Below are 11,885 nucleotides of genomic sequence, written 5' to 3'. Positions count from 1 at the left end.
CGGGCCAGGCGCTGGACCTGGTCCTCAGCCTGCTCGCCCGGCTGGCCGTACGCCGGCACGGGCAGCCGGCGGTGCTGCGGGCGCTGAGCCGGGCCGAGCGGGCGCCGGCGAACGTGACCGCGTTCTGACGCGCGAAGGGCGGTGCCCCCGGAGGGGACACCGCCCTGTCGTCGGTGTGGGCGTCAGCCGTCCAGGCCGACGGGGGAGTTCGGCCGGTCCACGTCCACGAACTCGATCTCGTCGACGGCGCGGTCCCGGCTGCCTGCGGCCCGGGCGGCCGTGCCGGCGGCCCAGCCGATGGCCGCGCCGACCAGCGCGGCGCTGATCAGCAGCGTCCACGGCAGCGCCGGGCGGCGCCCGGCGAGCGCGTCGAAGGCGAGGGTGGCCCGGCGGCGGGCCTCGTCGGCGGCGGAGCCGACGAGCTCGGACGCGCCGTCGGCCAGATCCGAGCCGCTGCGGCGGGCCGACCGGACACTGTCGCCCGCGGAACTGGCGGCGGAGACCAGGTGCTGCCACGCCTGATCCGTGATTCGCTCTGGCTTGCTGCGGCGTTCCAGCAGCGTGGTTCCGAACATCGTGCTTACCTCCTCGGGTGCCGAAGTCCGGTGACCACTTCGGACTTCGGCGGTCGTCCGGTGCGTGACTGTCCGCTCACGGGGGCAGTGCCCGGCCGGACGGCCGGGCAAACCCGGTCGGCTCAGCGGACCGAGACGACCGTCGCTCCCCGGGCGAAGTCGTCATCGTCGTCGTCATCGTCGTCGCCCGCGCCGCCGAAGCCGCAGGCCATCACCAGGGCGAGCAGGGCGCCGACGCCGGCCAGCCCGAGCAGTCTCCTGATCATCGATCGTCCTCTCCGTCGGTCGGTCCCGGCCGATGCTAGGCGGCGTCAATTCACCCGAACGCGCCGACGGCAAAAGGTGCGCGCCGGGCGGGCGGTGGACCGTTACCCTGGGGCGGCGGATCGGCCGGACCCGGTCGATCGTTGAAGAGTGCGACAGCCCCGGTCGGGGAAAACAGGAACTGAAAAGTCTGGATTCGGGCGCCCCGATGTGCCCGGTCCGCGAATTGCTCATCCCGAGGGGTGGCGACCGAGGCCGTTGGAGGAATACTCTCGGTCGCGGCCCGCGTACTGATGAGGCGCCCGGTACGGGCGAGTGGAGGTGCTCGCGTGAGCCTGTCGATCGTGAAGTCGGTTCTGTCGGGTGGTGTCATCGAGATCGCGCCCCGGGGCGAGGTCGACGTCGACACCGCGTACGAGGTGCGCGAGGCGATCGCCGAGGTGCTCGCCAAGGGTCGTCCGTCCCGTATCGAGCTGAACATGCGGTTGGTCACCTTCATCGACTCCGTGGGCATCAGCGCCATGGTGGCCGGCTTCCAGACCTGCGAGGTCAGCGGCGTCAAGCTCGTCGTCACCGAGCCGAGCCGGTTCGTGCACCGGCAGCTCTGGGTCACCGGCCTGCTCGGCCTCTTCGGCGCCCCCGAGCCCTACTTCGCCGGTGCCGCCCCCGCCCGCGAGGTCCTTCCCGGCGCCTGACCGTCGCGCCGGCTCGCGCTCGCGGCGGCCTGAAACGACGGCTCAGCCCTCGGGCGGGCCGAGGCCGGAGAGATCGACGTCGGAGACCTCGGTGACCGCCCGGACGGCGGTGACCGAGGCGTACCCGTCCGCCAGCAGGGCCAGATCGGTCCCGGGCTGGACCGCCTGGCCGGGCTCCTCCAGTGAGGTGCGGATGAAACCGTGTCCGGTCTCGGCGACCGTCATCTGGACCTGACCGAAGCTGGCCAGCGTGCCGCGCCGCACCCCGCGCAGCCGGCCGTGCGGCAGGTCCGGGGCGTTGACGTTCAGCACGCTCTCCACCGGCCCGGCCAGCAGCCGGGGGAGCAGGTCGAGGGCGACCCGGGCGGCGGTGGCCCAGTGCCGCTCGGTGTCGCGTACCCGGGCGGCGGCGGCCACCGCGGCGCCCCCGCTCGCGGCGGTGGCCTCCCCGGCGGAGAGCACGTCGAGGGAGACCGCCATCGCCCGGCAGCCGTTCGCCGCCGCGGTGAACGCGGCACCGACCGTGCCGGAGTGCAGCACCGCCCGACCGGCGTTCGCGCCCCGGTTGATTCCGGAGAGCACCACGGACGGCGGCGGCCCGAACGCGCCGTGCACCGCGATCAGCGCGATGAAGCCGGGCGAGCCGCCCACCCCGTACGCCGGCACCCCGGGCAGCTCCGGCAGCGGGTGCTCGTGCACCACCACGTGCCCCTCCTGCTCCACCGCGGTCATCGCGGCGCTGGTGCCGCTCGCCTCCTCCAGCGGCGCGGCGACCACCACGTCCAGTCCCCGGTCCACCGCCGCCCTGGCCAGCCAGCTGATGCCCGGCGCGGCGATGCCGTCGTCGTTGGTGACCAGCACCCGCACAGTCATCGTTCGGCGGCCCGCTCGGCCAGTTCGTCGGGGGTGGTTCGCTCCTGGGGCCGGCTGCCCGCCGGTACCAGCCGGACCCGTTCCACCAGCCCGGTGATCGCGTCCAGGCGGCCGGTGCCCAGCCCGTGCCGGGTGACGTTCAGCGCGCCGGCTGCCGCGCCGGTGCGGATCGCGGTGCGCACGTCGCCGCCCTGGGCCACCACCGCCGCCACCCCGGCAGTCATCGAGTCGCCCGCGCCGCGCGGGTCGGCCGCCTGCAGGCGGGGCATCTCCACCTCGAAGACCTCCCCGTCGACCAGCGCCAGGGCCGGCTTGTCGGCCCGGCTCACCACCACCGTCTCGGCGCCGGTGGCGTGCAGGTCGTACATCGCCCGGGTGAGCTGTTCCTCGTCGTCGCCCTCGGCCCGGCCGTCGGCGATCAGCTCCTCGTGGCTGACCTTGAGGAAGAAGACGCCGCTCTGCAGCACCGCGGCGAGGTGCTCACCGGCCAGGTCGACCACCACTCGGCTGCCGTTGGCGCCGAGGTCGGCGGCGAAGCGCCGGTAGAGGTCGGCCGGAACGAGGGTCGGGTCGTTCGGACCGCTGAGCACGCTGACCGGTGCCCGCAGCCCCTCGCCGAGGGCCAGGTTGTAGAGCTCGTCCAGCTCGTGCCGGCTCAGCGGGTGACCGGTCACGTCGACGATCTCCTGCCGCCGGCCCTCCCGCCGGTCGTGCACGTACCCGCCGCTGCCGCCGGAGTCGCGGACCACGACCTTGAGGTCGACCCCCTCGCTGACCAGGAGCGGTTCGAGCACCTGGCCGATCTCGCCGCCCAGGCTGGCGCAGAGCACCACCTCCACCCCGAGCGACATGATCATTCGGGCCTGCCAGACGCCCTGCCCGCCGGGGTGCAGGTGCAGCTCCGGGTGGTCGCTCGGCTGCTCGACGGTCACGGTGAGCCGGGGCGTCGGCGCGAAGACCATCACGTGTCCGCTCATCCGCCGTACCCCATGGCCCCGCCTCCTCGTCGGCTACCGCCGGGCCCGGATTCCCCGCCATGCCCGCGTCATGCGGGAGCGGGCGGCCGCCGTCCGCGGCCGCGCCGGTGTCCGTCCGGCCGTTGCCAGTCCGGCCGGGGGTACGGGACGATCGGGCGAACCGCCGACGGTGAGGAGACGTGGTGCTCAGACGGGACACGTTCAGCTACACCGTCCAGGCGCGCTGCTCGCGCGCGGACGCGGTGGCCCTCCTCGGCGACCTGACCCGTCAGGGCGAGCTGCATCCGCTGATCGTCCGGGTGCGCCGACTGCCGCCCCGCCCCGGCGCGCTGGCCAGCTACGGGATCACCGACCGGCTGGCGGCCGGGCCGGTGCGCTTTCCGGTGACGTACCGGGCCGACGTGCTGATGGTGACCGAGGACGAGGTGGTGACGGTGGCCCGGCAGTGGCCCGCTACTACCGTGCGCAACCACACCCGGCTGCGGGACGAGCCGGGGGGCGTCACGCGGATCGACGTCGAGATCACCCTCTCCGCGCCGGCCCCCCTGTTCGGGTACGCCTTCCGCCAGGCCCGGGCGGCCCACCTCGGGCTCGCCACCCGGCTCGGTGCGGTCCTCGACCGCGGCCCGGACGCTTCCGCGGCGAGCTGACCGGCTACCGGCGCCCGGCGGGCACCGGCCGTCGGATCGCACCCGCCGCAGCCGGGCGGCGCATCCGACCCCACGGCTTGTAGGTGGAGAGCACGGTCGCGATGATCAGCAGCGTGCTGGAGACGGTCGGCGGGATCACCAGGTCCAGCCGGTCCCGGGTGGTCAGCGCCGGGGCGAGTTCCCCGAGGCCGCGCACGGTCGGCGTCAGCAGCAGCAGGACCAGGCCGAGCATCACGGTGGTGAGCGCGAACTTGACCAGCACCCACCGCCAGCGCAGCAGCCCCCACGGGGTGAGCAGCGCGCTGGCCACCCCGATCAGCCAGACCAGCACGCTCAGCGGCGCGAAGAGGTACGTGACGAGCAGCCCCGCGGCCGGGTAGACCACCTCGGGGTCGGCGCCGCGCAGCCCGGCGATGCCCAGGGCGAGCAGCACCAGGTCCGCGCCGAGCCAGCCCAGCGAGGTGACCAGGTGCAGGGTCAGCAGGGCCTTGCGGGCGGGCGGAGAGAGTCGGCTCATGACCCCGATGCTGGTCCGCCGCCGCCGTCGCGTCGTGGGGCGCTCGGCGACATCGGGGGTACGTCGGCGGGCGTAGGGGCGACCCGCGGGGCGGGCCACCCCTACGTCGTTAGTAGACCGACAGGTGCACGTGGTTGGTGTGGTCGCTGGACGGGTCGCCGTTGCCGCCGCTGTACGCCTTCCACCCGCTGCTCGGCAGCCAGATCTGCTTGTACCAGATCACGTAGAGGACGGCGAGCGGGTCGGCGTTGCGCACGAAGTACGCCGCCAGGTTGTCGCCGTACGTCTTGTCGCCGCCGGTGGCCACGCCGCCGAAGCCGTCCGTCTGGGCGGCGAAGTCGCACGCCCGGCCCTTGGGGTGTTCGCCGGACCCGCTGGGGCGGTAACAGGAGACGTACCGTTTGAACCCGGCCGCCTGGGCCTCCTGTAGCGCGTGCAGCATCCGCGGGGTGATGCAGCCGTCGGCCGGGGTCGGGTCGTTGACGCTGCACGACTCCGGCGGCCAGGAGCCGTCCGGGTTGCGCGGCGCCGGGTCGGCGTTCGCGGTGGAGGTGCCCCGGGGGGCGGTGCCGCTGCTGCTGGCCCGGTCGTTGGCCACCTCCAGCGCGCGTTCGGCCTGCTGCTTGCGCTTGGCCATGACCGCGACCTGCTTGCGCTGCTCCTGGATCTCCACACCCAGGGCGGTGCGGGTCCGGTTGGCCTGGTCGCGGGTCTCGGTCAGGTCCCGCAGCACCCGGTCCTCGTTGGCGGCCACCTGGTCCAGCGCGGCGGCGCGGTCCATGAAGCCCTGCGGGGTGGCGCTGTTGAGCAGTGCCGACGTCGCGGTCAGCCGCCCGGTCCGGTACGCGAGTCCGGCGATCTCGCCGACCCGGGCGGAGCGGACGGTCAGCTCCGTGCTAATTACCACTCAACGGGACCACATGCCCCGGCCGACGCTCCGGGCTCGATCTGCAACGTCGCGTGATCGATGCGGAAGTCCTCGTGCAGCGCGGCCCGGGCGGCGGCGAGCACCTCGCCCACGTCGGCGCCGGGGACCATCGTCAGGTGCGCCGAGCACACCTCCATCCCGGAGGTGAGCGTCCAGACGTGCAGGTCGTGCACTTCGGCCACGCCGGGCACGGCGACCAGTCGGTCCTGCACCGCGGTCACCTGGAGATGCTCGGGGGCGGCCTGGACCAGGATCCGGACGGCGGCGCGCCCCAGCCGCCAGGTGCGCGGCAGGATGAACAGCCCGATCGCGACGGCGACCAGGGGGTCGGCCCACCACCAGTCGGTGAGCGCGATGACCAGCGCGGCGGCGATCACCCCGAGTGAGCCGAGCAGGTCGCCGAGCACCTCCAGGTACGCGCCGCGCAGGTTGATGCTCTCCTGTGCCCCGCTGCGCAGCAGGAGGAACGCGGCGATGTTGGCGAGCAGGCCGAGCACCGCCACGATCAGCATCGGGCCGGCCAGCACCTCCGGCGGCCGGCCGAACCGGCGTACCGCCTCGACCAGCACGTAGACCGCGACACCGCCGAGCAGCACTGCGTTGGCCAGCGCGGCGAGCACCTCCAGCCGGTAGAGCCCGAAGGTGCGTTGCGGGTCGCTGGTGGCGCGGCGGGTCGCGGTGATCGCGGCCAGGGCCATGCCGATGCCCAGCACGTCGGTGAACATGTGCCCGGCGTCGGAGAGCAGGGCCAGCGAGCCGGTCGCGAATGCGGTCACCGCCTCGACCAGCATCAGCGCGGCGAGCAGCCCGAACGCGGCCCAGAGCCGACCCCGGTGGCGGTGCGCGGCATTGGCGACCGTGCCCTGGTGGTCATGACCTGCGCCCACGCCCACACCCTCCGTCCCTGGCCCGGACCGGGCCCAATCTATGCTCACATCGCTATATGTGCAAGTAAAGGTCCGGCGACCACCCGGCGACGGCCCGCCGGCCGGTCAGCCGACCGGGTCGACGGTGGTGAGCCGCTGGGTGGCCCGGGACAGGGCCACGTACAGGGTGCGTACCCCGGACGGCTCGGCCCGGATCTCGCTCGGCGCGACCAGCACGACCCCGTCGTACTCCATGCCCTTGGCCTGGAGGCTGGTCACCACCTGGAGCCGGGAGCCGCCCAGCTCGCCGAGCCAGCCGGCCACCTCGTCCCGGCGCGGCACCGGCGTGATCACCCCGACCGTCCCCTCGACCTCGGCCAGCAGCGTGTCGGCCGCCGCCACCGTCGCCGCGGCCAGCTCGGCCGCCGGTACGGTTCGCTCGACCGGCGGTACGCCCGTGGAGCGCACCGCGGTGGGCAGCGACAGGTCCGGGTAGAGCCGGCGGATCTCCGCCGCCGCGACCGCGAAGATCTCCGCCGAGTTCCGGTAGTTGGTGGTGAGCGTGAACTGGTGCCGGCGCCGGCGCCCCAGCGCCTGATCCCGGGCCCGGGTCAGCTCCTCCGGATCGCCCGTCCAGGCGGTCTGCGCCGGGTCACCGACCACCGTCCAGGAGGCCAGCCGGCCGCGCCGGCCGATCATCCGCCACTGCATCGGCGAGACGTCCTGCGCCTCGTCGACCACCACGTGGGCGTACTCCCGGTAGTCCACCGGGCGCTCGCGGGCGGCGGCCCGGGCGGCCCGCTGCCGGTCCGCGAAGGTGCTCAGCTCGCGCACCCCACCGGCGAGCTGGAACGGGTCGCGCTTCGGCTTCGCCCGCTGCACCGGCTTGCCGAGCAGCGCGTCCAGCTCGTCCAGGAGCGCGATGTCCGCGATGGTCAGCCCCTCGCCGTCCAGGCTCCGGTACGCGTCGGTCAGCAGCCGGATCTCCGCGCCCGAGAGGATGCCCCCGGCGTACCGGCGCAGCCGCTCCGGTCGGGCCAGCCAGCCCAGCACGTGCCGTGGGTGCAGCCGGGGCCACCACCCCTTGAGGAACTCCCGGAACTCGGGGCGGTCGATGATCTCGTCCTCGAAGGCGGGCTGCTCCGGCAGCCGACCGATGCGCAGCTGGCGGGCCTGCGCGTACAGGGCCGCGAGGACGGCGTCGAAGGCGACCCGGCGCACCTCGTTGCGGCGGGCGCCCCTGGTCAGCGCCCGGTCGCGGATGCCGTCGAGCTCCCGCCGCTCCAGCCGCAGCAACTCGCCCCGGTAGAGCAGGCGCAGCTCCTGCGGGGAGTCCGGCACCGCGTCCCGGACCGCGCGTTCCAGCACCCGGCGCATCCGCAGCGACCCCTTCACCGCCGCCACCTCCGGCGGGTCCGTCCGGGTGGCCGACATGCCGGGGAAGAGCGAGCCGAGCGAGTGCAGGGTGGCGGTCTCCTCACCCAGCGAGGGGAGCACCGAGGCGATGTACTCGACGAAGACGCTGGACGGGCCGACCACCAGGATGCCGCCGCCGGCGTACCGGCTGCGGTCGGAGTAGAGCAGGTACGCGGCCCGGTGCAGGGCCACCGCCGTCTTGCCGGTGCCCGGGCCGCCAGAGACGATCGTGACGCCCGAGCCGGGGGAGCGGATCGCCTCGTCCTGTTCCCGCTGGATGGTCGCGACGATGTCCCGCATGCCCCGGCCGGTGGCCCGGGACAGGGTGGCCAGCAGCGCCCCGTCGCCCACCACCGCCATGTCCGGCGGCGCCGCCTCCGGGTCCAGCAGGTCGTCCTCGATCCGGGTCACCTTCTCCGCCGAGGACTGGATGGTGCGCCGGCGGACCACGCCCATCGGATCGGCCGGGGTGGCCCGGTAGAACGCGGCGGCGGCCGGTGCCCGCCAGTCCACCACCAGCGTCTCGGCGTTCTCCCCGCGTACGCCCAACCGCCCGACGTGCAGCACCTGGCCGGTCCCCAGGTCGAGCCGGCCGAAGACCAGCCCCTCGTGCTCGGCGTCCAGCAGGTGCCGGCGCTGCGCCGCGTGGAAGACCATCGCGTCCCGCTCGACCAGCGCCCCGAAGTTGCCGACCCGGGCCAGCCGGTAGCCCTCCCGCTCGGCGTCGGCGGCCGACCGGCGCAGCACGGCCAGGCGGGCGTACACCCGGTCGAGATGCCGCTGTTCGACGGCGATCTCCTGCTCCAGGGTGGTCTGGTCGCTCAACGCGGGGGCTCCTGAGGTCACGGCGACGGGCATGGCGGGCTGAATGAGGGTACGGGCAGCGTCCCAGCCCCCGTCGAGGCCATGCCGGTCCCCGGGACCCACCGTCCCGGGTTGCCCGTTATCCGGGCGTTCCCACCCCTGCCACCGGGCCGTCACCGGCGCCGCTCAGTGGGCGTTCTGCGGCGGGCCGGTCCAGCGCCTGCCGCAGCACCGCGGCGAGTGCCCCGTTGACCTCGTCCGGCCGCTCCATCATCAGCATGTGGCCGGCGCCGGGGCAGACGGTCAGCTCGGTGGTCGGCAGCGCCCCGGCGATCGACTCCGCGCACGGCGGCGGGGTGAGCCGGTCCCGGTCGCCGACCAGCGCGGCGGCCGGCAGGTGGGCCAGCTCGGTGAGCGTGTCCAGCCGGTGCTGAGCGCCGATCGAGGCGCGGAACCCGCCGATCGAGCGCAGCGAGGCGTGCGCCACCGCCGAGGTGACCAGTCGGATGTCGGCCGGGTCGCAGCGGTCGCCGAAGAGCATCCAGCGGATGCTGGGGCGCAGCGCGCGCAGCAGGGCGTGCGGCGGGCGCCAGGAGCCGCAGCGGGCCAGGACGCCGGCGCCGGTGGTCTCGGCGAGCCGGATCAACCGGGCGATACGGGGCGACAGTCCGTAGACGGTGTGCGTGTGCCCCTCGGCGGTGGTGGAGACGAAGACCAGCCCGGCGACCCGGGCGGCGAAGTGGCCGGGGTGGCGGTGGGCGTACTCCATCACGGTCATCCCGCCCATCGAGTGCCCGACCAGCACCACTGGCCCGGTCGGGGCGACCTCGTCGACGACCGCGGCCAGGTCGTCGCCGAGCTGGGCCAGGGTGGCCGTCCGCAGCGCCATGCAGCTGGACCGGCCGTGCCCGCGGGCGTCGTACGTGACCACCCGCACCCGGTCGCCGAACCGCTCCCGGACGTCGTCGAGCTGGCGGTGCCAGCTGCGCCCGTCCAGCGTCCAGCCGTGCAGCAGGATCGCGGTGACCTCGGCGTCGGCCGGCCCACTCGCGTCGACGTGCAGGCGTACGTCGTCGGGAAGACGTACCTCCAGGTGCTCTGGCATCGCCACCTCCCCAGGGCCGGCCAGCATTTCTCACCGGCGTAACCCGGCGGTAACACCGGCTACCCGTCATGACAACACGCCAACCATGGTGGTGAGAAGATTCGCATCCCGGCCCCGCGGGCCCGCCCCGCTGACCAGGCTTGGGGGCATGCCGCCGCCGAGCCCGAAACCGGCCTCCGGAGCAGGTCGGACGCCCCGCACCGCGCTGGCCGAGCTGCTCGCCGGGAACCGCCGCTTCGTCAGCGGTCAACCCGTGCACGGCCACGACGTGACCGCCGCCGCCGCAGTCGCCTCCGGCGACCAGCAGCCGTACGCCGTCGTGCTGGGCTGCATCGACTCGCGGGTCCCGTTGGAGGCGATCTTCGACCAGACGTTCGGCTCGATCTGCGTGATCCGTACCGGCGCGCACGTCCTCGACCGGGCGGTCCTCGGCTCGATCGAGTACGTGGTGGGCCAGCTCGGGGTGCCGCTGGTGATGGTGCTCGGGCACGAACGCTGCGGGGCGGTCGGGTCGGCGGTCGACACGTTGCGCACCGGGGAGCGGCCGGGCGCCTCGCTGGCGTACCTGGTGGAGCAGATCGCCCCGGCGGTGGCCGAGGTCGGCGCGGACGACCCGGCGGCGCACTCGCGGGCGGTCCACCGGCACGTGCTGCGTACGGTGGCCGCGCTGCGCGCCGACGACCTGCTCGCCGGGCCGGTCGCCGCCGGCGAGGTGGAGGTGGTCGGCGCCCGCTACGACCTCGCCACCGGGCAGGTCACCCTGCTGGAGCAGTGACGTCCGGAGAAAGACGAACCGCCCGCCGGGGTGACCCGACGGGCGGTGCGTGGTGTAGCGGGGAGGGCTCAGCCCTCGAAGACGCCGGCCTCGACCAGACGCTTCTCGGTCTTGTCCCAGCCGTGGTCCGGGTGGGCGGCGGCGAGGCCGTTGAGCTCCGCCCGGATCTTGGCGGCGTGGCCGGCGGCGGCCAGCACCCGGATCTCCTCGATGAAGGCCTCGGAGTCGGTGCGCAGGTGCGCGGTCTTGCCGTTGGTCAGGTTGCGCACGTAGGCGTGCTTGCCGCCGTTCAGCGGGATGAGGTACTTGAACTCGCCCAGAACGCTGAGGGCGCCACCCTGGCCAGCCTGGCCGGCCCGGACTGACGCGCGCGCGGTCTTAGAGGTGTTGCTCGCCACGGAGGTTCTCCTTGCAGACGTACGGGAGGACTTGAAGGTCCGGGGGCTGTTGCGGGTGACGCCCGGATGAGCCTCAGCCCGCGAAGATGTACGGCGGCACAGAACCGCCCAGAGAACTGTACACGACCACGACACCTGGCTGGTCATCGCGCCGTCAGGGGTGTCAACGGGGTCGGCCGGGCGGGTATTCCACGCCGAATCCGGCGGCGAATTTTCCGATTCGCTGGCGAACCACCCGTCACACAGTCATCATGTGTTCCAGAGACCACTCGGGCGACGAGGTCGTAGGGGAAGACGCACCTCGCCCTCCGGGAGGTCACCGTGCCAACGCGTGGCGTCGTATACGTCCACTCGACCCCGCTCGCCGTGTGCTCGCACGTCGAGTGGGCGATCGCGCGCGTCCTCGCCGCGCCGGTCAACCTGCACTGGACGGCCCAGCCCGTCGATCCCGCCGCCCGGCGCGCGGAGTGCGGATGGACCGGCAGCCCGGGGACGGGTGCCGAACTGGCCGCTGCCCTCCGGCAGTGGCCCATGATCCGTTTCGAGGTGACCGAGGAGCCCAGCCCGGGCGCCGACGGCGAGCGGTTCATGTACGTACCCGGCCGAGGTCTGTTCCGGGCCACCGTCGGCGCCGCTGGTGACATCCAGCTCGGCGAGGACCGGCTGCGCAGCATCATGGCGTCCGCCCGTGCCCCGGAGGCGCTCGCGCACGCCCTCGACAAGGCGCTCGGCACCGCCTGGGACGCCGAGCTGGAGCCCTACCGCTACGCCGGCGACGGCGCGCCGGTGACCCTGCTCACCCGCGTGGGCTGATCCCGCATCGGGCCGTCCGCCGGGCCGGCTCACGGCGGCGGCCCGTTCGGCCGGCGCGCGTAGGGTCGGGGTTGCCCCGAATTCCGAAGAACTGGTGGGATGGCTCGCGTGTCGATTTCCCCGCGACGTGGTGGCGTCGCGCTCGCCGCACTGACCGCACTGCTCGTCTCCGGATGCTCGAAGGAACCGGACCGCCCCCGCCCCGCCCCCGCCGCGAGCCATCCCACCA

13 protein-coding genes and 1 pseudogene are annotated in these 11,885 nt (G+C 74.0%); 4 read left to right on the top strand and 10 right to left on the bottom strand.

The features are described 5' to 3' along the window. Nucleotides 1–182: 182 nt before the first annotated feature. Both DKL51_RS24475 and DKL51_RS35130 read right to left on the bottom strand, forming a co-directional pair. Entirely contained in the window at nucleotides 183–575 is a 393-nt protein-coding gene (locus DKL51_RS24475; protein WP_109943465.1) for a hypothetical protein, read from the bottom strand. Nucleotides 576–697: 122 nt separating this feature from the next. Further along, nucleotides 698–841, bottom strand: a complete 144-nt coding sequence (locus DKL51_RS35130; protein ID WP_165823048.1) for a hypothetical protein — start codon at nucleotides 839–841, stop codon at nucleotides 698–700. Between the two features lie 327 nt (nucleotides 842–1,168). Here DKL51_RS35130 and DKL51_RS24470 point away from each other — a divergent pair, with 327 nt between their 5' ends. Then, nucleotides 1,169–1,534, top strand: a complete 366-nt coding sequence (locus DKL51_RS24470; RefSeq protein WP_109943466.1) for an STAS domain-containing protein — start codon at nucleotides 1,169–1,171, stop codon at nucleotides 1,532–1,534. Nucleotides 1,535–1,576: 42 nt separating this feature from the next. On the opposite strand, the gene surE is transcribed toward DKL51_RS24470, so the two are convergent. Together surE and DKL51_RS24460 are read right to left on the bottom strand one after the other, a co-directional pair. After that, the gene (gene surE / locus DKL51_RS24465; RefSeq protein WP_109943467.1) at nucleotides 1,577–2,407 is read right to left on the bottom strand and encodes a 5'/3'-nucleotidase SurE; all 831 of its coding nucleotides are present in this window, start codon (nucleotides 2,405–2,407) and stop codon (nucleotides 1,577–1,579) included. After that, complete coding sequence (locus DKL51_RS24460) at nucleotides 2,404–3,384, bottom strand: 1-phosphofructokinase family hexose kinase (RefSeq protein ID WP_185734910.1); 981 nt, start codon at nucleotides 3,382–3,384, stop codon at nucleotides 2,404–2,406. The genes surE and DKL51_RS24460 overlap by 4 nt, the downstream gene beginning before the upstream one ends. Nucleotides 3,385–3,566: 182 nt before the next feature. Between DKL51_RS24460 and DKL51_RS24455 the strand changes: the two genes are divergently transcribed. Further along, on the top strand, nucleotides 3,567–4,034 hold the full coding sequence (locus DKL51_RS24455; protein ID WP_109943474.1) for an SRPBCC family protein: 468 nt from the start codon (nucleotides 3,567–3,569) through the stop codon (nucleotides 4,032–4,034). Between the two features lie 4 nt (nucleotides 4,035–4,038). On the opposite strand, the gene DKL51_RS24450 is transcribed toward DKL51_RS24455, so the two are convergent. The 5 genes and pseudogenes from DKL51_RS24450 to DKL51_RS24430 form a co-directional block, all read right to left on the bottom strand. Beyond that, nucleotides 4,039–4,551, bottom strand: a complete 513-nt coding sequence (locus DKL51_RS24450; protein ID WP_109943468.1) for a hypothetical protein — start codon at nucleotides 4,549–4,551, stop codon at nucleotides 4,039–4,041. 109 nt (nucleotides 4,552–4,660) lie between these two features. Beyond that, nucleotides 4,661–5,431, bottom strand: a pseudogene (locus DKL51_RS24445) (coiled-coil domain-containing protein); the annotation flags it as partial. Nucleotides 5,432–5,451: 20 nt separating this feature from the next. Beyond that, nucleotides 5,452–6,366 (bottom strand): cation diffusion facilitator family transporter, encoded by a 915-nt coding sequence (locus tag DKL51_RS24440; RefSeq protein WP_109943475.1) that lies wholly within the window; start codon nucleotides 6,364–6,366, stop codon nucleotides 5,452–5,454. Between the two features lie 105 nt (nucleotides 6,367–6,471). Continuing rightward, nucleotides 6,472–8,586, bottom strand: coding sequence for a HelD family protein (locus tag DKL51_RS24435; protein ID WP_109943469.1), 2,115 nt, complete (start codon nucleotides 8,584–8,586; stop codon nucleotides 6,472–6,474). Between the two features lie 118 nt (nucleotides 8,587–8,704). After that, nucleotides 8,705–9,670, bottom strand: a complete 966-nt coding sequence (locus DKL51_RS24430; protein ID WP_109943476.1) for an alpha/beta fold hydrolase — start codon at nucleotides 9,668–9,670, stop codon at nucleotides 8,705–8,707. Between the two features lie 148 nt (nucleotides 9,671–9,818). On the opposite strand from DKL51_RS24430, the gene DKL51_RS24425 reads away from it, so the two are divergent. Next, a complete protein-coding gene (locus tag DKL51_RS24425; protein ID WP_124812550.1) occupies nucleotides 9,819–10,445 on the top strand; it encodes a carbonic anhydrase in 627 nt (208 codons plus the stop codon). Nucleotides 10,446–10,513: 68 nt separating this feature from the next. On the opposite strand, the gene DKL51_RS24420 is transcribed toward DKL51_RS24425, so the two are convergent. Beyond that, on the bottom strand, nucleotides 10,514–10,843 hold the full coding sequence (locus DKL51_RS24420) for a hypothetical protein (protein WP_109943471.1): 330 nt from the start codon (nucleotides 10,841–10,843) through the stop codon (nucleotides 10,514–10,516). A 321-nt stretch (nucleotides 10,844–11,164) separates the two neighbouring features. On the opposite strand from DKL51_RS24420, the gene DKL51_RS24415 reads away from it, so the two are divergent. Continuing rightward, nucleotides 11,165–11,656, top strand: a complete 492-nt coding sequence (locus DKL51_RS24415) for a DUF3145 domain-containing protein (protein WP_109943472.1) — start codon at nucleotides 11,165–11,167, stop codon at nucleotides 11,654–11,656. Nucleotides 11,657–11,885 lie beyond the last annotated feature (229 nt).

Source organism: Micromonospora globispora, from assembly GCF_003857015.1.
GTDB lineage: Bacteria > Actinomycetota > Actinomycetes > Mycobacteriales > Micromonosporaceae > Micromonospora > Micromonospora globispora.
Note: the sequence above shows the minus strand (reverse complement) of the source record. Positions and strands in the feature narration are given on the sequence as shown.